At 63.3% G+C, this 22043-nt stretch carries 22 protein-coding genes; 9 read left to right on the top strand and 13 right to left on the bottom strand.

Annotation, left to right across the window (positions count from 1 at the left end):
- Window positions 1-59 precede the first annotated feature (59 nt).
- The 3 genes from Q0C17_RS16145 to Q0C17_RS16135 all read left to right on the top strand — a co-directional run bounded on the left by Q0C17_RS16145 (window position 60) and on the right by Q0C17_RS16135 (window position 2567).
- The gene (locus Q0C17_RS16145) at window positions 60-1190 is read left to right on the top strand and encodes a bifunctional 2-C-methyl-D-erythritol 4-phosphate cytidylyltransferase/2-C-methyl-D-erythritol 2,4-cyclodiphosphate synthase (protein ID WP_291208491.1); all 1131 of its coding nucleotides are present in this window, start codon (window positions 60-62) and stop codon (window positions 1188-1190) included.
- Window positions 1191-1269: 79 nt separating this feature from the next.
- Complete coding sequence (locus tag Q0C17_RS16140; RefSeq protein ID WP_291208488.1) at window positions 1270-2055, top strand: enoyl-CoA hydratase-related protein; 786 nt, start codon at window positions 1270-1272, stop codon at window positions 2053-2055.
- 20 nt (window positions 2056-2075) lie between these two features.
- The gene (locus Q0C17_RS16135) at window positions 2076-2567 is read left to right on the top strand and encodes a CinA family protein (RefSeq protein ID WP_291208485.1); all 492 of its coding nucleotides are present in this window, start codon (window positions 2076-2078) and stop codon (window positions 2565-2567) included.
- Here the strand turns inward: Q0C17_RS16135 and Q0C17_RS16130 are convergent.
- From Q0C17_RS16130 to lipA, 3 genes are read right to left on the bottom strand one after another with little or no spacing between them, the layout of a single operon-like run.
- Complete coding sequence (locus tag Q0C17_RS16130) at window positions 2564-3016, bottom strand: hypothetical protein (protein WP_291208482.1); 453 nt, start codon at window positions 3014-3016, stop codon at window positions 2564-2566. The genes Q0C17_RS16135 and Q0C17_RS16130 overlap by 4 nt on opposite strands.
- A gap of 11 nt (window positions 3017-3027) precedes the next feature.
- The gene (locus Q0C17_RS16125; protein WP_291208479.1) at window positions 3028-3492 is read right to left on the bottom strand and encodes a type II toxin-antitoxin system RatA family toxin; all 465 of its coding nucleotides are present in this window, start codon (window positions 3490-3492) and stop codon (window positions 3028-3030) included.
- 3 nt (window positions 3493-3495) lie between these two features.
- Window positions 3496-4464 carry a lipoyl synthase gene (lipA, locus tag Q0C17_RS16120; protein WP_291208476.1) on the bottom strand — a complete coding sequence of 323 codons (969 nt, stop codon included), beginning with the start codon at window positions 4462-4464 and terminating at the stop codon, window positions 3496-3498.
- A 148-nt stretch (window positions 4465-4612) separates the two neighbouring features.
- Here lipA and Q0C17_RS16115 point away from each other — a divergent pair, with 148 nt between their 5' ends.
- Entirely contained in the window at window positions 4613-6199 is a 1587-nt protein-coding gene (locus tag Q0C17_RS16115) for an AMP-binding protein (protein WP_291208473.1), read from the top strand.
- Here Q0C17_RS16115 and Q0C17_RS16110 read toward each other — a convergent pair.
- Complete coding sequence (locus tag Q0C17_RS16110) at window positions 6196-7035, bottom strand: alpha/beta fold hydrolase (protein WP_291208471.1); 840 nt, start codon at window positions 7033-7035, stop codon at window positions 6196-6198. The two genes, Q0C17_RS16115 and Q0C17_RS16110, sit on opposite strands and share 4 nt — an antisense overlap.
- A 23-nt stretch (window positions 7036-7058) precedes the next feature.
- Entirely contained in the window at window positions 7059-8747 is a 1689-nt protein-coding gene (locus tag Q0C17_RS16105) for an alpha/beta fold hydrolase (RefSeq protein WP_291208468.1), read from the bottom strand.
- A gap of 158 nt (window positions 8748-8905) precedes the next feature.
- Here Q0C17_RS16105 and Q0C17_RS16100 point away from each other — a divergent pair, with 158 nt between their 5' ends.
- A complete protein-coding gene (locus Q0C17_RS16100) occupies window positions 8906-9538 on the top strand; it encodes a TetR/AcrR family transcriptional regulator (RefSeq protein ID WP_291208465.1) in 633 nt (210 codons plus the stop codon).
- Between the two features lie 33 nt (window positions 9539-9571).
- Here Q0C17_RS16100 and Q0C17_RS16095 read toward each other — a convergent pair whose 3' ends face one another.
- Entirely contained in the window at window positions 9572-10393 is an 822-nt protein-coding gene (locus Q0C17_RS16095) for a phasin family protein (protein WP_291208462.1), read from the bottom strand.
- A gap of 146 nt (window positions 10394-10539) precedes the next feature.
- On the opposite strand from Q0C17_RS16095, the gene Q0C17_RS16090 reads away from it, so the two are divergent.
- The gene (locus tag Q0C17_RS16090; protein WP_291208459.1) at window positions 10540-11229 is read left to right on the top strand and encodes a dienelactone hydrolase family protein; all 690 of its coding nucleotides are present in this window, start codon (window positions 10540-10542) and stop codon (window positions 11227-11229) included.
- A 33-nt stretch (window positions 11230-11262) separates the two neighbouring features.
- Here the strand turns inward: Q0C17_RS16090 and phoB are convergent, their stop codons facing one another.
- Genes phoB through pstC form a run of 5 tightly spaced genes read right to left on the bottom strand, consistent with a single transcriptional unit; the run spans window position 11263 to window position 16496 of the window.
- Complete coding sequence (gene phoB / locus Q0C17_RS16085; RefSeq protein ID WP_291208457.1) at window positions 11263-11949, bottom strand: phosphate regulon transcriptional regulator PhoB; 687 nt, start codon at window positions 11947-11949, stop codon at window positions 11263-11265.
- 39 nt (window positions 11950-11988) lie between these two features.
- Window positions 11989-12675 carry a phosphate signaling complex protein PhoU gene (gene phoU / locus Q0C17_RS16080; RefSeq protein WP_291208454.1) on the bottom strand — a complete coding sequence of 229 codons (687 nt, stop codon included), beginning with the start codon at window positions 12673-12675 and terminating at the stop codon, window positions 11989-11991.
- 11 nt (window positions 12676-12686) lie between these two features.
- Window positions 12687-13484 carry a phosphate ABC transporter ATP-binding protein PstB gene (gene pstB / locus Q0C17_RS16075; protein WP_291208543.1) on the bottom strand — a complete coding sequence of 266 codons (798 nt, stop codon included), beginning with the start codon at window positions 13482-13484 and terminating at the stop codon, window positions 12687-12689.
- Between the two features lie 23 nt (window positions 13485-13507).
- Complete coding sequence (gene pstA / locus Q0C17_RS16070; RefSeq protein WP_291208540.1) at window positions 13508-15088, bottom strand: phosphate ABC transporter permease PstA; 1581 nt, start codon at window positions 15086-15088, stop codon at window positions 13508-13510.
- Complete coding sequence (gene pstC, locus Q0C17_RS16065; protein ID WP_291208451.1) at window positions 15081-16496, bottom strand: phosphate ABC transporter permease subunit PstC; 1416 nt, start codon at window positions 16494-16496, stop codon at window positions 15081-15083. The genes pstA and pstC overlap by 8 nt, the downstream gene beginning before the upstream one ends.
- Before the next feature lie 130 nt (window positions 16497-16626).
- Between pstC and hslV the strand changes: the two genes are divergently transcribed.
- The 3 genes from hslV (at window position 16627) to hslU (ending at window position 19701) form a co-directional block, all read left to right on the top strand.
- Window positions 16627-17184: an ATP-dependent protease subunit HslV gene (gene hslV / locus Q0C17_RS16060; protein ID WP_291208450.1), complete on the top strand. Its 558-nt coding sequence runs from the start codon at window positions 16627-16629 to the stop codon at window positions 17182-17184.
- Entirely contained in the window at window positions 17177-18298 is a 1122-nt protein-coding gene (locus Q0C17_RS16055) for a hypothetical protein (RefSeq protein WP_291208449.1), read from the top strand. The genes hslV and Q0C17_RS16055 overlap by 8 nt, the downstream gene beginning before the upstream one ends.
- Window positions 18299-18393: 95 nt before the next feature.
- Complete coding sequence (hslU, locus tag Q0C17_RS16050; RefSeq protein ID WP_291208447.1) at window positions 18394-19701, top strand: ATP-dependent protease ATPase subunit HslU; 1308 nt, start codon at window positions 18394-18396, stop codon at window positions 19699-19701.
- Window positions 19702-19749: 48 nt separating this feature from the next.
- Here hslU and Q0C17_RS16045 read toward each other — a convergent pair whose 3' ends face one another.
- Both Q0C17_RS16045 and Q0C17_RS16040 read right to left on the bottom strand, forming a co-directional pair.
- Complete coding sequence (locus tag Q0C17_RS16045; protein WP_291208444.1) at window positions 19750-20289, bottom strand: hypothetical protein; 540 nt, start codon at window positions 20287-20289, stop codon at window positions 19750-19752.
- 271 nt (window positions 20290-20560) lie between these two features.
- Complete coding sequence (locus Q0C17_RS16040) at window positions 20561-21988, bottom strand: amidase family protein (protein WP_291208441.1); 1428 nt, start codon at window positions 21986-21988, stop codon at window positions 20561-20563.
- Window positions 21989-22043: the final 55 nt, after the last annotated feature.

The following is a 22043-nucleotide window of genomic DNA, read 5'->3' as shown; positions in this document are numbered from 1 at the left end:
GAAGGCGAGTTTCCTGCGGCAGGATAGTCACACCGGAACGGCTGCTTTAGAAGCACCACATGACTCGCGTAGCCGTTCTTATCGTCGCTGGGGGCAAAGGTCTCCGGGCGGGTGCAGATGCGCCCAAGCAATGGCAGCCGCTGCTCGGCCGCCGCGTGATCGACTGGTCGATCGACGTGTTCAGCCGCCATCCAGCCGTCACCGACATCGTCGTGGTCGCCTCCGCCGAGCTGGGCAAACCCGGCAAGGGCCAGCGGTTCGTGCGCGCGGAGCCGGGCGCCTCTCGTACCCAGTCCGTCCTCAGCGGCCTCGCCGTTCTGGAGGTGCCAAAGGACACCAAGGTGCTGATCCACGATGCCGCCCGCCCGGGTATTGATGGCGCGCTCATCACCGCTCTTATCGAGGCGCTGGACATTGCCGACGCCGCAGCCCCCGCCCTGCCCGTCTCCGATGCCCTGAAGCGCGATGACGAAGGCGTGCTGACGACCGTTGACCGCGCTGGCCTCTATAGGGTGCAGACCCCGCAGGCCTTTCGCTTCGGCGCCATTCGCGATGCCCTCACACGGAGCGGCGGCGACCTTGTCGATGACCTTGCCGCAGTCGAGGCGGCCGGCGCCCGCGTCCAGTTCATCACGGGCTCAGCCAAACTCACCAAGATCACCTATCCCGAGGATTTCGATATGCTCGCCCGCCTCCTTGCGCCAACGGGCGCACCCCGTGTCGGCAAGGGCTTTGATGTCCACGAATTTGAGCCGGGCGATCACGTCACGCTCTGCGGCGTGCCCATTCCGCACGTTGCCAAACTCAAAGGCCATTCTGACGCCGATGCCGGATGGCATGCGCTGACCGATGCCATCCTCGGGGCCGTCGCATTGGGTGACATTGGCGATCATTTTCCGCCGTCTGACTCTCGCTGGAAGGACGCCGATAGTGGAATCTTTCTCAAACATTCTCAGACTCTCGCAGAATCGAAAGGATACCGGATCGACAGCTGCGACATCACGGTGATCTGCGAAGCGCCGAAGGTGAAGCCCCACCGCGAAGCGATGCGGGCACGTACTGCCGAACTCCTCGGTCTGCCGCTCGACGCCGTCAGCGTGAAGGCCACAACCACCGAAGGCCTCGGCTTCACCGGCCGTCGCGAAGGCATCGCCGCTGAAGCGATAGCGGTGCTGATGCCCTTGTACTGATTGGGCGCTGACCCGGCGGCAGCATTTTCAGGGCGCCCGCTTCGTGAGACCCTACGGCAAACTATCGGGGAGAACCGCCATGTCTGACATCCTGCTCAAAGAGCTACACGGGCACGTCACCCTGCTGACGCTCAACCGGCCCGAAGCGATGAACTCGCTGGACTATGACCTTTATGATGCGCTGGAAGACGCGGTCCGCACCTCGGACGCGCGGGCCATCGTCATTACCGGCTCCGGCACGCGCGCCTTCTGCTCGGGCGACGACGTCAAGAAAATCCTCTCCAAAGGCGCGCCGATCACGCCGGAGCGGGCTGCGAAGGCGAAGGACACGGGTGGCCTGACGCCTGCGGCGGACGCCCTTCTGCATACGGACATTCCGGTCATCGCCGCCATCAACGGCTTCGCGCTCGGCTGGGGCGCGGAGCTGTCCATCATGGCCGATATCCGCGTTATGGCAGACACCGCGAAGTGGGGGGAGATCTTCGTCAAGCGCGGCCTCTGCTGCGACGCGCCGGGCCTTGGCCGCCTTGCCCAGATCGTCGGGCGCGAAAAGGCGAGCGAACTGCTTTTCACCGGCGACATCATCACCGCGCGGGAAGCCAAGGAGATCGGCCTTGTTGGCCGTGTCGTATCGCAGGAGGAACTGCTGCCGACTGCGCTCGGCATCGCCGAGAAGATTGCCGCCAATCCGCCCCAGGCTGTCCGCGCGCTGAAGGCAGGCCTGCGCCGCACGCTCGATCCCGACTGGCGTGAAACCGGCAGGTGGGCGATTACCGAGATACGCAAGCTGATGCAGACCGAAGACGCCAAGGAAAGCGCCGCCGCCTTCATCGAGAAGCGCGATCCGGTCTTCACGGGCCGTTAGGCGCCCTGTAGGCTCGCGCCATGTTTCCAGACCGCCTCCGAAATCTCGCCATGCTGATCCTCGACGACGCCGAACAGGCGCGCCTGAAGATCGCGACCGCCGAAAGCTGCACCGGCGGCCTCGTCGCCGCGCTGTTTACCGACATTCCCGGCTCGTCCAGCGTGTTTGAGCGCGGCTTCGTCACCTATTCCAACAAAGCGAAGGAAGAGATGCTCGGCGTGCCGGGCGATGTGCTGGCAGACTATGGCGCCGTGTCCGAACCGGTCGCGCGCATGATGGCAGAAGGTGCGCTCGCCAACAGCCGGGCGAACATAGCGGTCGGCATCACCGGCGTCGCGGGCCCCGGCGGCGGCACCAAGATGAAACCGGTCGGCCTCGTCCACGTCGCCTGCGCGCGGGAGAACCGCGCCGTGGTCCACGAAGTGCTGCAACTCGGCGACATCGGCCGCTCGGCCATCCGCATGGAAGCACTGGAGACCGCGCTGAAACTTATTCAGGTGCAGATGCGCTAGGTCATGGACGGGATGAGTGTCTTGTCCCTGATCACCGCCGGATATCCCCCGCCCGGAATGAACACGGCGTCCAGGCGGATCCCGGCCGGGTCTTCCCGCCGCACGAAAGGATAGCCTGGAGCCCACCGCCGGGCTCCGGCGGCCGGACAATCAGGCCCCATGTCGGCCAACACCTCGCGAAGGCTTGGGATGTCCTGTCCCGAGCGAAGCCGGAAGCAGAAAGGGTGCAGCGCAAAGCACCACTGATCAAACGCCACGCCCCGGCCCGTGTCGCTGATCTCGCTGATTGCGATGCCGGCGCGCCTGCCGATACAGTAGAACGTCGTCGCCTCATCCCTCCGGATCGTCATGCCGAAGGACTGGAGCAGGATACGGTGATGGACGCCCCAGCTGCGCTTCCGGCCGCTCACGGTCGGCTGGATATGCGCGACAGCATTCTGGCCGATCATCCGGGTTGCCCCTATGGAACGGCACTCTTCCCGAACCGCCGCTGCGCTTCAACCAGAAACGCATTGAGAATGCGATCCGTCGCAAGGTCATGGTTGGCTGCCGCGAGGAAGCCAATCACCGGATTGCGAAACTCATAGTCGATCTCGAGCGTGATATCCGTCGCGCCGCCGACGGTTTCGAAGATGCGCCACTCGGCAAACAGCTTGCGGAACGGCCCGCGTACAAGCGCGGCTGTCACGCGCTTTGCGGGTTCATCTGCTACCACCTGCGTGGTGAACCGCTCCGTGAAGCCCTTGAAGCCGACCACCGCCTCACCCTGGCATTCGTTCACACTCGGTTGCAGTTCCCGCGCGCCCGTCACGCGCATCGCGGTGATCCAGCGGATGAAGTCCGGATACCGCGCAATGTCCGATACCAGTTGGAAACATTCAGCCGGCCCGTAGGGCACACGGAGGGTTTTCGAGAAACGCGGCATGCCTCAGGCGCGCGCGGCAAGCTGCGCTTCACGCGCGGCACGCAGCTTAGCGAAGTCTTCGCCGGCGTGATGACTAGAGCGCGTCAGCGGGCTGGCGGACACCATCAGGAAGCCCTTCGCCCGCGCGATTTCCTCATACGCCTTGAACTCGTCCGGCGTGACGAAGCGATCAATCGCGGCGTGCTTTCGCGTTGGCTGCAGATACTGACCGATGGTGATGAAGTCGACACCCGCCGAACGCATGTCGTCCATCACCTGCATCACTTCTTCCTTTGTCTCGCCAAGGCCGACCATCAGGCCGGACTTCGTGAACTGCGACGGATCGCGGTCCTTCACCTTCTGAAGCAGACGCAGGGAATGGAAATAGCGCGCGCCGGGTCGGATCGAGAGGTAGAGGCGCGGCACGGTTTCGAGATTGTGATTGAACACGTCCGGCTTCGCATCGATGACATGGGTCTCCCAGCCGTCCTTGCGCAGGAAGTCCGGTGTCAGGATTTCGATGGTCGAGCCAGGCGCACGCTCGCGGATCGAGCGGATCGTGTGCACGAAATGCATCGCGCCGCCGTCTTCCAGGTCGTCGCGGTCCACTGACGTAATGACCACGTGGCTGAGGCCCATCTCGGCCACCGCCTCGCCGACGCGGCGGGGCTCGTCTGCATCAACGCCCGGTTTCGGCTTTCCCGTCGCTACGTTGCAGAACGAACAGGCGCGCGTGCATACGTCGCCGAGAATCATCATCGTCGCGTGCTTCTTGTCCCAGCATTCGCCGATGTTGGGGCAGCCAGCTTCCTCGCAAACGGTCACCAGACCCTTGGATTTGACAATCGCCCGGGTAGCCGCATAGCCCTCCGAGGTCGGCGCCTTGACGCGAATCCAGTCGGGTTTTCGCATCAAGGGTGTATCCGGACGCCCCTGTTTCTCGGGGTGACGGGGCCGGGGCGCGTTGTTTTTCAGGTCGATGAGGTTTGCCATTCCCGGCAAAATGGCGCCCGCCGCGCGATTCAGCAAGCCGCTCAATGCGAAGGCTGCATATGCAGACTTGCAATATCGCTTGCTTGCATGACGCTAGATGACAGAATGTTACAAAAACTACGGGAAGAAACGAGTCAGGGCGAACCCGATGCAGCAATCCCTCCAGCCGCTTGTGCCGGCTCCACTGGCGTACAAGCCGGAACGCACGCGCGTTAACCTGTTCACCGCCCTGCTCCGCGCGTCGCGCGAATTCGGCGCGGGCAAGCCAGTCCTTGTGGACGGGGATGAGCGCATCCTCACCTACAAGGAAATCATCCGGGCTGTCTTCGGCCTGGGCTCAGCCCTGAAGAAGGGCACCAAGCGCGGCGAAGCGGTCGGCGTCATGCTTCCGACCGGCGCAGGTTCGGTGATCGGCTTCTTCGCACTGACGGCCTATGGCCGCGTCCCGGCGATGCTGAACTTCACGGCAGGCTCCAAGAACCTCAAGTCCGCCATGCGCGCGGCAAACGTCAAGCGGCTGATCACCGCCCATAAGTTTGTCGAGCTGGGCGGCCTGGAAGACCTGGTCGCCGAACTCTCCAAAGCCGTCGAGATCGTGTACTTGGAAGACGTTCGCGAGAAGCTCTCGATCGGCGATAAGCTCTCCGCCCTCGCTGGCCCGGTCCTACCGACTTTCGTGGGCGCCGCGCTGAGCCACAAACAACCCGGCGTCATCCTCTTCACCTCCGGCACCGAAGGCGAGCCCAAGGGCGTCGTGCTCAGCCATGAGAACGTGATGGCGAACATCGAGCAGGTGCGCGCCCATATCGGCCTCAGTCCGGATACGGATATTGTATTCAATCCGCTGCCGACTTTCCACTGTTTCGGCCTCACGGTCGGCGCGCTGTTGCCCCTCATCGCCGGCATCAAGGTCGTCTTCCATCCTTCACCGCTCCAGCCCAAGGAAATCGTGCGCCGGATCCGCGAGACCGGCGCTACGATCCTCCTGGCCACCGATACGTTCATTTCGCAATACGCGCGCACCGGCGCCGACGGCGACATGGACTCCATCCGCCTCGCCGTCTGCGGCGCCGAGCGGGTGAAGGACGAGACGCGTGACTATGTGCGCCGCAAGTTCAATATCGAGATCCTCGAAGGTTACGGTGCAACCGAAGCTTCGCCGGTGGTCGCGGCCAACCAGTGGGAACACAACAAGCCTGGCACTGTCGGGCGCCTGATGGCCGATATCGACTACAGGCTGGTTCCCGTGGAAGGCATGCCGGAAGGTGGACGTTTCCACATCCGCGGCCCGAACATCATGCTGGGCTACCTGCGGCCTTCCAACCCCGGCATGATCGAGAAACTGATCGATGGCTGGCACGATACCGGCGACATCGTCGATGTCGACGCCGAAGGCTTCATCAAGATCCTCGGCCGCGTGAAGCGTTTCGCCAAGATCGGCGGGGAGATGGTCTCGCTGGCAGTCGTGGAAAACTGCGCCGCCGCCGTCTGGCCGGACCATATGCACGCCGCGGTCACCCTGCCCGATCCGAAGAAAGGTGAACAGGTCATCCTGCTCAGCGATGCGCCTGAAGCGGCTCGCACGCCGATCCTCAACTGGGCCCAAAGCCATGGTGTGCCCGAGATTTCCGTACCGAGACGGGTTTTCCGCGTTAGCGAGATCCCGGTGCTCGGCACCGGCAAGGTCGATTATGGCGCAGTACGCATCCAGGCCGAACGCCTGATGAACGACTAGGCGGCCTGGGCGGAAGCGTTATCAGGACCGTTCAGGAATTCGTTGATCACGCGCGCCGTCTCGGCCGCGCGGGTCACCAGGAACAAGTGTCCGCCGCCTTCCACCACATGCAGTCGCGCATCCGGAAGCGCCCAGGTCAGGATCTGACCATTGACCAGCGGCACGATGCTGTCCTTGTCCCCCATCATCACCAGCGTCGGCATCTTCAGGAAACGGATGAAGGGCAGGCTCGACCAGCCGGCAAAGGCGAGCAGCTGGTAGACGTAACCCTTCGGGTCAGGCGGCAGGAGGCCGTCGACATGGCTGCCTGCCGACTCGTCTGCTGCGTCCCCGTAGAGCTTGGCGAAATTCTCGCGCATGAATTCCGGATCGGTATACCGGCGCGTGTCCACCATCTTCGACAATGAGGCCGGTTTGCCGGGGATCATCGTCATGCCGGAAGAGGTTGCGCACAGGATCAGCCGGCTCACGCGGCTGCGGTACTGGAACGAGAACTGCTGCGCCAGCGCCCCGCCCCACGAAACTCCCATAACGTCCACCACGTCAATGCCGTAGCGGTCGATCAGTTTGCGCACCCAGCGCGCCAGCATCCAGTGCCGGTAGGGCCATTGGGTCACGGGGCTAAGGCCCACGCCAGGCACGTCGAAGGTAATGATCTCGCGGCCGGGGAACATGTCGCCGAGACCGAGAGTCAGTTCAAGGTTCGCCCCGATGCCGTTGAAGAATAGCAGCGGCAGTTCGCCATTGTCCTCCGGCGCTTCCCAGTACGCCGTGCGCAGCAGGATGCCGTCCACGTCCTGCATCGTAATTTCCGGCTTGCGCGTGTAGCTGGCCATGGGGCGGTCCTTGCTCGGGTCGTCTACTCGTTGAATACGTACCGGCCCGGCGCCGCATACTGCGGCGGGAAGGCTTCATTGCCCACCGATGCCGGCGCCGCCTTAAGCGGGCCCGCGCGCTCCTTCAACCATTCTCCCCAGCGCGGCCACCAGGAACCATTATGCTCCTCGGCGCTGGCAGCCCATTCGTCCGGGGTCGGTTTCATGTTGGTGGAGCGGAAATACTTCGCCTTCGGATTTCCCGGCGGATTGATCAGTGACTGAAGGTGGCCGCTGGACGAGAGGATGAACTCGACATTCTTCGAGCCGAGCAGGCCCGGCGTGCGGTAGCAGGCTTTCCAAGGCGTAATGTGGTCCGTGAGGCCGGCGACGACAAACGCGTCCGCCGTCACCTTCGTCAGATCTGCCTTGTGCCCGGCCACCTCCACCGTACCCGGATGATCGAACGGCTGGTGCAGCGCGATGTCGAGATAGTCAGAGTGCAGCTGCGCCGGCAGATTGGTGGTATCGTTGTTCCAGAAAAGAACGTCATACGGCGGCGGGTCTTCACCCATCAGGTAGTTGTTGACGACATAGTTCCAGATCAGGTCATTGGGGCGCATCCAGGCAAACATCCGGGCGAGATCGTCGCCCTTCAGGATACCGCGCGCCTTCGACATTTTCCGTGCAATCTCAAGGCTTCCATCGGAGACGATCTGGCCGATATCGCTATCTTCCTTCTGCGGATTCAGCACACACACCATGAAAGTCACGGCGTTGATCCGTTTGTCGCCGGCGGCGGCCAGAAGGCTCGCGAAGGATGCCGTGGTGATGCCGCCCGAGCAGGCGCCGGACACGTTGAGCTTCGGCGACTTGGTGATCTTGCGGATGACTTCGCTCGCCTGGATCAGGCTGTCGATATAATCCGAGAGGCCCCAGGCGCGATGCTCCTTCTGCGGGTTTCGCCAGGAGATCACGAAAGTCTGCTGTTCCATCGCGAGGAGGAACTGGACCATCGACGTCATCGGCGTCAGGTCCATCGCATAGAACTTGTTGATCTGTGGCGGAATGATCAGGATCGGCGTCTTGTAAACTTTCTCCGTGGTCGGCGCATACTGGATCAGCTCCAGCATCTCGTTCTTCCAGACGACCGATCCTTTCGACACCGCAAGGTTCTCGCCGACCTTGAACGGACGCTTGTCGACCTGCGATGGCAGGCCGCCATTCTTCGTCAGGTCGTCATAGAGGTTCTTCATACCCTTCAGCAGCGACAGGCCGCCGGAATCAACGACGCGTTTGGTGGCGGCCGGGTTGCCGATCAGCGTGTTGGTCGGCGCCAGCGCATCGGTGATCATCCCCATCACGAACTTGGCGCGGGCGTGCTCCAGTTCGCTCATCTTGATGTCGCTGACCCAGTCATGGAGGTGTTCCTGCGTGGCCAGGAAGGCCTGCATGCCGCGCTTGTAGAAGGGGTTGTGCTCCCAGGCCGGGTCCTTGAAGCGGCGATCCTTCTTGTCAGCCTCGCGCTTGGACTTGCCGAGCAGGATCTCGGTATTCTCGGCAACGATCTTGCGGGCCGCCTTGGCCGTCGTCACCGGATTGGTCACCGATGAGCGCAGCATCATCGCCACCGCGCCCAGCAGCTCCTGACGGTTAATACCGCCGAGCAACGGGTTAAGGGCCGTCGTGCTCTGCGCCGCATTCTGGGCGATTTCGTCCTTGGGTGTGCTCATTTTCAGTCCCTCCCGAGTGCCGCCGGGCTCTCCTGGCAGCTGTCCGCCAGTGGCCGGTCTAATCCCGGTCCCTTGCCATCCGGCAAAAAGACCGTGGTAAATTTACTCGCAAAATTCGTTCCACAGTCAGATTTAGCTGTCAAACTGCTACCTTGGCCATGAAAACACGCGACCGGATACTTGAAGTCAGCCTCCTTCTCTTCAACGAGGAAGGAGAAAGCGGGCTGTCGTCTGTCGATATTGCCAATGCGCTGGAGATCAGCCCCGGCAACCTTTACTACCATTTCAAGGGCAAGGACGCGATCATCCGGGCCCTGTACGAGCGGTTCGAGGAGGAAATGCGCGTCATCCTCCGTGGCTCGAAAGGCGGACTCGCCTCGGTCGAGGACAACTGGGTCTACATCTACATCCTGCTGGAAGAGATCTACGACTTCCGCTTCTTCTACCGCGACCTCGCCGGCCTCCTCGCCCGCTATCCCGATCTCGCCGTGCGCTTCCGCAGCCTTGTGGCCGGCAAGCGCCAGACGATCGTCCGCATACTTGATGACCTCGACCGGCTCGGCATGCTGTCCATCGACAAGCGCCTGAAAGAGCCGCTGGTCGACCAGATCATCACGACACTGACATTCTGGCTCGCCGGCGACGCGCTCACGAAAGAGGTCCATGACGGCCCTGCCCTCATCCACAAGACGGTGTTCCAGGTGATGTGCCTGATGGTGCCCTACATGGGCGACACAGGTCCGGCTGCGCTCAGCCAGATGATCCGGCATTTCGAGGATACGAAGGGTTAGAGCGGGCCATCCGGCCCGCTCTTCCCGTTTTGATCAGACGGCGGCTTTCGCCAGTTTCGACCACTCGGCTTTCGCCACGCGGCCGCGGCCGCCGACTTTCGCGTCGAGGGCTTCCAGTTCCGCCTTCTTCAGCGCGGCCAGCTGCGCAAAACGTGTCAGGCCTTCCGCGTTCAGTTTCTTCGCCAGCGCCGGGCCGATGCCGGTGGCCTGGGTCAGGTCGTCAGCGCCTTCCGGAGCGGCGAAAGCGGCTTTCACGGCTTTCGTTGTCTTGCGGGCGGCTTTCTTGGCGGTCTTGGCGACTTCCGCACCGGTCTCGCCGGCAACGGTTTCGATCTCGGCCGTCAGGCGCGCAAGGCGGGCTTTCAGGTCAGCATCGCCAACTTTCGCGCGGGCTTTCGAGGTGACAGCCGCCACTTCGTCTTCCAGCTTGTCGATCTGGCGGGCAAACTTCTGGCGCACGTCGCCGAAGCCTTTCACGCCCAGCAGGTCGCGCATCCGCTCAAGACGGGCGTCGAACTGGTCGCGGGCCTGGACCTGCATTTCGCGGACAGTCTCGAGCGTTTTCGTGACCTGCTTAGAGGCGCCGGCAACGCGCTCGTCGCCGGCCAGCTTGGCGCGCACATCATGCTCGATTTCCGAACCGCGTTTGACGAGGTCTTCGAACACTTCGGCCGATTGCTTGTTCAGTACGTTCGCGCCGGCGAGCGCCGTGTCGTAGGCTTTGCCATACGCGCCAACGCCGGCCAGCCAGATCTTGTAGGCCATCTCGGTCGACTGGGCTTCGACTTGCTTGCCAACCGCTGCTGCTTTTGCACGGGCAGCCGTTTTCGTGGTCTTCGTGGTTTTCTTCGCCATGGGGGGCTCCTTTCGGGAAGACGGTGAACTCATGCCGCCCGATTTAGGGAAAAAGTCTAGAAAGCGCATACTAATCGCTGTTTGCCTTGAACTACGCCCCCTTTGCGCTCTATCGAAGCCCGGCAACCAAAGCAGAGGAGACCGCGATGAGCGCAGTGGACTATCAGATCGACGGACAGGCCTACGAGGGCTGGTACCTGCCGGCCGCCGGCAGGACGAATGCCCCTCTGGTCATCATCTGTCACGCCTGGGGCGGCCTCGGCGCCAACGAGAAACAGAAGGCCGAGATCATCTCAAAGGAATTCGGCTACAACGCCTTCGCCCTCGACGTGTATGGCAAGGGCAAGCGCGGCACCACGCAGGCCGAGAATGAAGGCCTGATGTATCCGCTGGTGGGCAACCGCGCTGAGCTGCAGAAACGCCTCGCAGGCGGTATCGCGGCCGCCAAGGCTCACACCGGCGCCACCAAGACCGCCGCCATCGGCTTCTGCTTCGGCGGCCTCTGCGTGCTCGACATGGCCCGGGCCGGCATGGACGTACTCGGTGTCGGCTCGTTCCACGGCCTCTTCCGCCCGGCCGAGAACATCCCGCAGCCGAGGATCAAGGCGAAGGTCCTGATTGAGCATGGCTGGAATGACCCGATGGCCACGCCGGACGACGTGCTGGCCATCGCCAGGGAGTTTGCCGGCAGCGACTGGCAGCTGCACGCGCACGGCCTCGCCACTCATGCCTTCACGACCGTCGGCGCCACGGGCGACGCGACGCAATATCATGCCGATACCGATCGCCGCAGCTTCGCCTACCTGAAAACCTTCCTCGCGGAAGTCTTTGCCTGATCCAGTAAAGACGGGCGCCGTTCGCGGCGCCCGTCAATCCTCGCGCAACGCGTAGCCAGCCGAGCGCACCGTGCGGATCGGATCTTCCCCGCCCGCCTGCCGCAGCGCCTTGCGCAACCGCCCGACATGAACGTCCACGGTACGCGCCTCGACATATACGTCCGAGCCCCACACCGTATCCAGCAGCTGTTCGCGCGAGAACACGCGCCCCGGATGCTGCATGAAATAGTCCAGCAGGCGGAACTCCGTCGGGCCAAGATGGATGTCCATGCCCCTGCGCGCGACGCGGTGTGCCACGCGGTCGATCTCGATATCGCCCACCGTGATGCGGTCATCCTTCAGGCCCGGCCGGATGCGGCGCAGCACCGCGCGCACGCGCGCCATCAGCTCGGTCGTCGAGAAGGGCTTCGTCACATAATCGTCCGCACCCGTATCAAGCCCGCGGATCCGGTCGCTCTCCTCGCCGCGCGCAGTCAGCATGATGATTGGCAGGTTCGGGTTTGTTCCGCCGGTGCGCACGCGTCGGCAGATTTCGATGCCGCTCACTTTCGGCAGCATCCAGTCAAGCAGCAGAAGGTCCGGCGTGCGCTCGTCCAGCATGATCAGCGTTTCTTCGCCGTCTCCGGCTATACCGACGTCGTACTCTTCCTTGCGCAGGTTGTAGAGCAGCAGCTCCGATACGGCCTTCTCGTCTTCTGCGATCAGCACATAGGGCTTCATGGGGTCGGCTCCATTCTATTGGCGCGGCCCGTCACGGGCTTAAACCTGGTCCTGTTTCGGTCGTTCAAGTTCAGACAGGTAGTCCCCGATAACCTGATAATAGACAAACTCTGCAATATTCGTGCAGTGATCCCCAATCCGCTCAAGGTTCTTCGCCATGAACAGCATATGCGCTCCAGCCGAAATCCGGCGCGGATCTTCGACGAGATACGTCAGCATCTCTCGGAAAACGGAGTTGTAGTGGTTGTCGATATCGTCATCCGACTCCCAGACTGCTTTGGCCTTGTCAGCGCTTGCAGAGGCGTAGGCGTTCAGAACGTTGTTGAGCTGACGTGAAACGGGCTTCGACATCCGGACAATGGCGTTGCGCATTTCATCATTGACGTTTTCATCAAGGCGCTGCGCGCGCTTCGCTATGTTTTTAGCAAGATCCGCAATCCGCTCCAATTCGCTTGAAATCTTCATCGCCGAGAGGATCATCCGGAGGTCGTGGCCCATCGGCTGGCGGCGAGCGATCAGGGAAACAATCTGGCGCTCAGCATCAGCTTCGATGGCATCCACAAGCGGGTCACGCAGTACAACTTCCTTGGCAAGTTCCAAGTCATTCGCCGAGAGGGCCCGGGTCGCATCTACGATCATGGTTTCAGAGATCCCGCCCATCTTCATGATCTCGGCAGACAACCGCTCGAGCTCTTCCGAATATGCAGAAACTATATGGTCAGACATGCTTGCCTCGCTCAGCCGAACCGGCCGGTGATATAGTCTTCGGTGCGCTTCTCGCGCGGGTTGGTGAAGATCTGGTTGGTGTCGCCCAGCTCGACCACATGACCGAGGTGGAAGAACGCCGTGCGCTGGGACACGCGCGCGGCCTGCTGCATGGAGTGGGTCACGATGACGATGCAGTAGCGGTTGCGCAGCTCGTCGATCAGCTCCTCGATGCGCGCGGTGGCAATCGGGTCAAGCGCCGAGCACGGCTCATCCATCAGGATCACTTCCGGCTGCACGGCAATCGCGCGCGCGATGCACAGGCGCTGCTGCTGGCCGCCCGAAAGGCTGGTGCCGGGCGCCGTGAGCCGGTCCTTCACCTCTTCCCAGAGGCCGGCACGGCGAAGGCTTTTCTCGACGATGGCGTCGAGGTCCTCGCGGCCATTGGCGAGGCCGTGGATACGCGGGCCATAGGCGATATTGTCATAGATCGATTTGGGGAACGGATTCGGCTTCTGGAACACCATGCCGACGCGCGAGCGCAGCAGCACCGGATCGATATCGGCATCGTTGATGTTCTCGCCGTCCATCAGGATTTCGCCCTCGACGCGGCAATTCTCGATCGTGTCGTTCATCCGGTTGAGGCAGCGCAGGAAGGTGGATTTGCCGCAGCCCGACGGACCGATCAGCGCCGTCACCGCCCGGTCCGGGAAGGTCATCGACACATCGTGAATGGCCTGAGCCTGTCCGTAGTACACCTTGATGTTCCGGCAATCGATCCGCGGCGCAGCTTCGGCGGCGCGCGGGAGTGTGAGGCTGTCATCGATCATGGCCGTACCCTGTCCCGTATCCATCACCATCTCCGTTCGTATTTGCGCCGCAGGAATACCACGAGGCCATTCATCAGCAAAAGGAAGGCCAGTAGGATAACAATCATGGCGGATGTCAGCGGCTCCCAGGCCCGTTCGGCATTGTTCGACCAGCTGAAAATCAGCACTGGCATCACCGTCGACTCGTCCGTCGGACCGCTCGGCACGTCGCCGACAAAGGCCACCATGCCGATCAGCAGCAGCGGCGCTGTTTCACCGAGCGCCCGCGCCATGCCGAGGATAGCCCCCGTCAGGATGCCCGGCGCGGCCAGCGGCACCACATGATGAAACACAGTCTGCATCTGCGAAGCGCCCACAGCCAGCGCGCCAGAGCGCACCGAAGGCGGCACCGCCTTCAGCGCCGCACGCGAAGCGATGATCACGACAGGGAAAGTCATCAGCGCCAGCACGAGCCCGCCAACCAACGGCGCCGATCGCGGCATGCCGAGAAAATTGATATAGAGCGCCGCTCCGAGCAGACCAAACACGATGGACGGCACCGCGGCGAGGTTGTTGATGTTCACCTCGAAGAACTCGGTCACGCGGTTGCGCGGCGCGAATTCTTCCAGATAGACCGCCGCGAGGATTCCGATGGGCATCGCCACCATCGCAGTCACCAGCATGGTCAGCAGGGAGCCGACGATGGCTGCAAGACCGCCTGCAAGCTCCGGGTACGTGCTGTCAGAATTGGTCAGCAACGTCCAGCGCGGCACCCGCTCGACCCGGCCCATTTCTTTAAGGGCCAGAACCCAGGCAATCTGCCGGTCGGAAATCGTCCGCTCGGCTTCCGGCGAGACGATGATACGTGCGGCCGGCCTTGAATTCGAGAAATCCGCAGCTTTGCCGGTCAGAAGCTCCAGCCGCGCCGATCCGGATGTGATGTCGGTCAACCGCCCGGTCGATACGCCGGCAGTCAGCAAAACATCCACCTGCGCGGCGCCTTTCGCGCGGCCGACATTGGCGACCGCCAGTCCCGCCATCAGCGCGTCAAACGCTCCGGCGCCAGTCACACGGTAGCCTGCCTGGCCGTCCGCCGCCACAGCGGTGATCTGGCCAGCCTTGATCTTCCGTTCGCGGACACCCTGCCCCTTCAGGTAAAGGTCAAGATCGTCATTCAGCGGCGCCGTCATAGCGATGTCGCCGCCCACGAGTTCCGGGCTGTTTGCAATCATCTTCGCCGTCGGCAGTACGGCGAGGCGCGTCACGAAATCGGAAAGCTCGCGCCGCGACACGCGGTCCGATTCGGCTTCCGGAAAGGTCTCCAGCAGGTTGTCCCGAACGAGGCCGTAGAAGCCGTCAACATTGCGCGCGATGTCCGCCGGGCGGTTTGCGCCCTCTGGCGCAATCACGGCGGGATCAAGCGTCACGTCATAGCGCACGACATGATAGGTCGCCGCCGACAGCGCCTGCGAGCCGATGGTCAGCACCAGGACCGCCAGCGCGCCGAGTGCGGCAAGGATCGCGATCAGCCCGTAATACCGGAACCTGCCATCCGCCGCGCGGCGGCGCTTCAGGTGCTTGGCCGCAGCCGCGCTGGGGGTCGAGGTGCGCGCCGTATCAGTCATATTTTTCACGGTATTTCTTGACGACGCGCAGGGCGACGACGTTGAACGCGAGGGTTACAATGAAGAGCACAAGGCCGAGCGCAAAGGCTGACAATGTCTTTGGATCATCGAAGCCCGTCTCGCCGGTCATGAGGGATACGATCTGTACCGTGATGGTCGTCAGATCCGAGGTCGGGTCCATCGAGATGCGCGCGCTCTTGCCCGCCGCCATTACTACGATCATCGTCTCGCCGATGGCGCGCGACACGGCCAGCAAGAGCGCTGCGATGATGCCCGGGAGCGCTGCCGGCACAACGACCTGCTTGACGGTTTCGGATTTCGTCGCGCCCAGCGCATAGGCCGCATCGCGCAGCGTCTGGGGCACGGCGTTGATCACGTCATCGGACAGCGACGAGACGAACGGGATCACCATGATGCCCATCACGAGCCCCGCCGCCAGCGCGCTCGTCGGCTGCGCGGCAAGGATCGGCTCGCTTGCAAGGCCAAGCTGGATCGCCGTCTCGTTCACCCAGATCGCCGCCGTGCGGATAGCGGGCGCCACCACCAGCAGCGCAAAGAAGCCATAAACGACCGTCGGGATGCCCGCGAGAATTTCAAGGATCGGCTTGATCCAGCCGCGCGCCTTGGGCGAGGCATACTCGGAAAGGAAGATCGCAGAGAACAGGCCGATCGGCGCGGCCACCAGCATGGCGATAAGCGCGATCATGAACGTGCCGAAGAACAGCGGCAGCGCGCCGAACTCCGCTTCTGTCTGGGCGTTCCAGCGCGTGCCCGTCAAAAAGTCCCAGGCCGAAACCTTCTGGAAGAATTGCAGGCTTTCATACAGCAGCGAGAGCACGATGCCGGCCGTCGTCGCGATCGCGACACCGGCGCAGACGAACAGCACGAGTTCCATGCCGTTCTCGACCAGCGCCCGAGCGCGAAACGAAGGCTTCAGGCGGCGCTGCGCCCAGAACATGCCGGCCGACGCCAGGATACCCAGCAGCACCAGCGTGCCCGCATTTACCAGGCCGCGCAGTTCGAGATACCGGTTGGTCACCGCCTGAAACACGCGGTCAGCCCCAGCGCTCGCAGCCGTTCCGGCAGCCATGCGCACTGATTCCAGATAGCTTTGCAGCTCCGCCGCCGACAACGCAGAGAATGACGATGGCAGCTCCCGCGTCAGCTGGGTGCGCGTCAGCTGTTCGGCAAAGATCGCATACCCCGCCGCCACCAGCATGACCGGCACCGCGGACCACATCGCAACGTAATAGCCGTGATAGTTGGGGCGCGAATGCATCCGCCCGGTAGTGGACAGCAATAGGCGCTCGGCTCGCACACGGCCTATGAAAAACGCCGCCGAGCCGAAGACCGCGATCAGGGCGATCAGCAGCCAGCCCATGGGCAGTTGGCCGAGCTGTTGCAACATGTCGATCCCGTTGGTCCGTTCGATCTTCCCTTAGGAGCGGTGTGTGACAGTTCAGTGACAGAACTGTCACATTTCCGCATCGACCTGCGCTCCCTTGCGCCGCAGGGCCAACTCCGCCAATTTCAAACCCATGACAACGCAAGAAAATTCCGGCCTGCCCTGGCATGGCACCACCGTCATTGCGGTTCGCAAGGCGAGCAAGCTTGTGATGATTTCAGATGGCCAGGTGTCGATGGGACCGACCATCATGAAAGGCAACGCCCGCAAGGTGCGCCGCATCGCGGACGGCTCGATTCTCGCTGGCTTCGCGGGTGCTACGGCGGACGCCTTCACCCTGTTCGAGCGTCTCGAGCAGAAGCTGGAGCGCTTCCCAGGACAGTTGCAGCGCGCGGCCGTCGAACTCGCCAAGGACTGGCGCACGGAGCGCTACCTCCAGAAGCTCGAAGCCCTTCTGATCGTCGCCGACAAGACCAGCACCCTCGTCATCACCGGCGCCGGCGATGTGCTGGAGCCCGAGCACAATGTCGTCGCCATCGGCTCCGGCGGCAATTTCGCCCTTGCCGCTGCCCGGGGCCTCTATGACTACGAGCAGGACGCCGAAGTGATCGGCCGCAAGGCCATGCAGATCGCTGCCGATATCTGTGTCTACACCAACGGGCACTTTACGGTGGAAGTACTGGATGTTTGACCGCTCCGACATCCGCGCCGCCGCCGATGCCGGCATCATCACCCGCGATCAGGCGAGCCGCCTCGAAGCCTTCCTCGCCGCCCGCGCCGACCCAGTCACCCGCACCATGCCGGAGCAGACCGAGAATCTGCGCTTCCTGAACAACTTCAACGACATCTTCATCACCATCGGGATCGTCATCCTGGCGATGGGCCTCACCGCCATTACAGGCCTCTTCTTCGGGCCAAACTTCTGGTCGATGGTCACCGGCGGCAATGCCGGCGCGTTTGGCGCCATCATCCTGATGCCGGTTGCGGGCGTCATGTGGCTGCTGGCCGAATACTTCGGCCGCCGCCGCCGGATGCTGCTGCCCACGATGGCCGCCATCACGATTTTCACGCTCTATTCCGGCCTCTCCTTCGGCATGATCGCCAGCGGCCTCACAGGCGCCAATGCCAAGACCATCACCAGCCTGACGCAGGCCTGGGATACGCTTGGCAATACCGGCATGGGCACGTTCGTCGGCTGCGGCTGTGCTGCCGCCCTCGCCTGGGTCCGCTTCCGCCTGCCCTTCTGCATGTTCCTGATGGCCGCCTCCGTGGCCGCCGCGGCCTACACCTTCGCGGGCTTCTTCGGGGATGCGGGCCTGATCTTCGGCGGCCTCCTGTCGATCCTCATCGGCCTCGCCACCCTCGGCGCCGCCATCTGGTTCGACCAGAAAGACCCTGGCCGCATCACGCGGCTGTCGGACAATGCGTTCTGGCTGCACGTGGCGGCGGCGCCGCAGATCATCCTCGGCCTGCGGGGCATGATCATGGGAGCGCCCAACGCCACGCCCAGCACGCCGGAAGCAATGATCCTCCTGGCCAGCCTGATCGGCCTCGGCCTCCTCTCGCTCGCCCTGAACCGCCGCGCGCTCGTCGTCTCCAGCCTCTTCAGCTTCTGGCTGGCCCTCGGCCAGGTGGTCGATGCGGTCGGCGGCGGGGGCTCGACCAGCTTCATCGCCACCACGCTGCTGCTCGGCACCGGCATCATCCTGCTGGGCGGCGGCTGGCACACGGCCCGGCGCCGGGTGCTCGGCTGGGTGCCCAAAACCGGCATCGCCGCCCGGATCTTCCCGCCCGAGCCTGCCTGAAAAATCCGTCCAGAAACCGTCCATAAGACAGCGAGTGGACTACTCCGGTTTCTGCACGCTCCCATATCAGTCCGAGACATATTGAGACCTGCCGCATGACCCAGTTGACGCCCCGCGAAATTGTTGCCGAGCTTGACCGCCACATCATTGGCCAGAACGCCGCCAAGCGCGCTGTCGCCATCGCCCTGCGCAACCGCTGGCGCCGCAAGCAGGCGCCGGAAAACCTGCGCGGCGAGATCACGCCGAAGAATATCCTGATGATCGGGCCGACGGGCGTCGGCAAGACCGAAATATCCCGCCGCCTCGCACGGCTCGCGAACGCGCCCTTCCTGAAAATCGAAGCGACGAAATTCACCGAGGTCGGCTATGTCGGCCGTGATGTCGAGCAGATCGTCCGCGACCTCGTTGAAGCCGCAATCAGCATGGTGCGCGAGCAGAAACGCGCCGGTGTCGCCCAGGCCGCCAAGGACAAGGCCGAGGAGCGCCTGCTCGACGCCCTCGTCGGCGCGGAAGCCCAGCGCTCCACCCGCGACGTTTTCCGCACCAAGCTGCGCGCCGGCATGCTGGACGACAAGGAAGTCGATCTCGACTTTGCCGACACCGGGAACAACCCGATGCAGATGCTGGACATTCCCGGCCAACAAGGCTCGATGAGCATGATCAACCTCTCCGAAATGCTCGGAAAGGCGATGGGCAACCGGACCAAGCGTGTACGGACGACCGTAAAGGACGCCTACAAGCCGCTATTGGCCGAAGAAGCCGACAAGCTGGTTGACGAGGAACAGGTCGTACGCGAAGCCGTGATGGCTGTTGAAGAAGACGGCATCGTCTTTCTCGACGAGATCGACAAGATCGCCGCCCGCAAGGATCGCGGCGGCGCCGATGTCAGCCGCGAAGGCGTGCAGCGAGACCTCCTCCCGCTGATCGAAGGCACAACCGTCTCCACCAAGCGCGGCGCCATAAAGACCGACCACATCCTATTCATCGCTTCCGGCGCCTTCCACGTCTCGAAGCCCTCGGACCTCCTGCCCGAACTCCAAGGCCGCCTGCCGATCCGTGTGGAACTCGATCCACTGACACGCGACGATCTGCGCCGCATCATGGTCGAACCCGAGGCAAGCCTCATCCGCCAGTACGAAGCCTTGATGGCCGCCGAAAAGGTGAAGCTCGTGTTCGAGGACGCCGCCATCGACCGCCTCGCCGACCTGGCCGAAGCGGTCAACAAATCTGTCGAAAACATCGGCGCCCGCCGCCTTCAGACCGTGCTCGAACGCCTGCTCGACGAGATCAGTTTCGACGCCCCGGAAAAGGCCGGCGAGACGTTCACGATCACCGCCGCCTATGTCGACGAAAAAGTCGGCACGCTCGCGGGCAATGCCGACCTGTCGAAGTTCATTCTGTGATCATCCGTACACCACTCATCCCCGCGCTGGCAGGGATGTGCGGGATGTTCAGTTAGCGTCGAGCATCTCGCACAGCGACGCCGGCGGCTTGGCGCGCAGCTCGGCCACGTCCTCGTCGACCAGCGTACAGGTGATCAGGTTGTCCGGATGCTTGGTGCGCGCGGTGAAGATGTTGACGTTGAGTTTCGGACCCGCAACGAGGTTGGTGAGCTTTGCGCTGTCGATGCCCGCGCCGGAGACCGTGACGGTCTGGTTCACGGGGTTCACCGTCGTCTCAAAGGTGCCGACCACGTAGACCGGACCGTCGGCTTCAGTCATCGCCGCCTCAACCTCCGGCACAGGCTCGCCGTAATACATGCCTGAAACGGTGACCGTCTCGCCCAGCTCGGCAAGCCGCATGCTCGCATACTCGGTGAAGCCAAGCTCGAACATCACGTCCAGTTCGCCCGCCGTACCGGCCGCTTCGGGCTCCACCACAGGCGCTTCTTCGGCAACTTCGGCCGGGGCGGCAGGCGCCGGCGCCTCGGCGGCAGGCCCGCACGCTGTCAGGGCTGCAGCCAGAACGAGGGGAAGGAGAGGTGTTTTCATGGGGCGGGAATCCTTTTCAGCGGCGCCGGATGACCGCCGCGCTATCACGCCCGTCGCGCCGCTGTCACCGGGTCGGCGAAAGTATTTCTTCCGGAAATTCAATCGCAGCGGCGCCCTCAGGCCTTCGCCTCGCGCTTCTCGGTCAGCACAACGCATAGCGCTTCGGCGCGGCCGAACAGAGGCGCCGCTGCAGCACCCATTTATCCACCAGCCACTTCAGCCGCGCGGCGAGGCAACGTCGCATCATGCCGCTCCAGCGACGCTGCAGCCCTCAATTCCAAACAACCGGTTGTCTGCCCTTCCACGGACATTCTTTCTCGAGCTGTCCGGCGAGGCGGTAGAGCGTCGCTTCATCACCATACCGGCCGGAGAACATCATGGCGAGCGGGAGGCCATCCGACGTCTGCCAGAGCGGCAGGGAAAGCGATGGCTGGCCGGTGATGTTGTAAGGCGGCGTGAACGGATACGTCTTTGCGGAGCGCTTGTCATATTCCTTGATCTCGAGGGCGAGCGGATCAAGCCAGTCGACCCGCGGGACAGCCGTACCGAGGACCGGCGTGAGGTGAACGTCGCAATCTTCAAATGTAGCCATCACTTGCCGGCTCATGACGCGCAGCTGCTGCCAGGCCCACATGGCCTGCTGACCCGTGATCTCGCGGCCCCGGTCATAACCGCGCCGGGCGAGCGGGCCGATATCGCCGGCGGGCTCGCGGCCAATCGCCTGGACCAGGCGGGCCATGGTGGCGGCGAAATTCGAACCGGAAACGATGGCCTGGGCCCGGTAGAACTGGCGCCAGTCAAGCGCGATCGCCTGCTCGCGCACGTCGTGGCCAAGCTGGGCGAGCAAGGCCGCGGTGCGTTCGAGTGCGGACTGGACTTCCGGATCGACCGGACGCCCGCTCGGGGTCGCACCGGACCAGAAAATCTTCAGCTTGCCGGGTGAACGGCTCACCTCTTCCAGATAGGGACGCTCCTTGTACGGATAGGCATAGGGACTGGCGGGCTCGGGATAGCCCGTGGCATCCAGCATGGCGGCGCTGTCCCGGACCGTTCGCGAGACGACGTGATCAACCGACAGGCCAATGGCGCGGTCGGTATCCTCGCCGCCATTCGGATTGCGGTCGCGCGTTGGCTTCATACCGACGAGTCCGCAGCAGGCCGCCGGGATACGGATCGAACCAAGCCCGTCACTGGCATGCGCAATCGGCACCATTCCCGAGGCGACCGCCGCAGCGGCGCCGCCGGACGAGCCGCCCGAGACATGCTCCGGGTTCCAAGGGTTGCGGCAGGCACCAAGGCGGGCAGACTGGGTGACGCCCGGAATTCCGAACTCCGGCGTATTGGTCTTTCCGGCGAGAACAAGCCCGGCGGCGCGGTATCGGCGCACCAGTTCACTGTCCTGTGCATCGGCGGCGACTTCGGCATAGAAACTCGCCGAAGTGCGCGGCCAGCCTTTGACGCGCTGGCCGAGATCCTTGATCAGGAAAGGCACACCCGTGAAGGGCCCTTGCGCGAGCGGGGCTTTCGCCGTCTCGCGCGCTTCGTCGAAAGCCGTATGTACGACGGCGTTCAGCGACGGGTTGTGGCGTTCGATCCGCGCAATCGCGGCGTCGAGAAGTTCAAGGGGTGTGACCTGGCGGGTGCGCACGAGCTCCGAAAGACCGAGGCCATCGAAATTCGAAAAGTCTGACATATTCATCGCGCAGCGCTCCTCCCGATCTCCAGGCATTGAGCGCCGGATTTCGATGTCTGTC

Origin of the sequence: Hyphomonas sp. (genome assembly GCF_022844445.1) — a bacterium.
GTDB lineage: Bacteria > Pseudomonadota > Alphaproteobacteria > Caulobacterales > Hyphomonadaceae > Hyphomonas.
The sequence above is the reverse complement of the archived record's forward strand: the minus strand, read 5'-3'. Positions and strand labels throughout refer to the sequence as shown.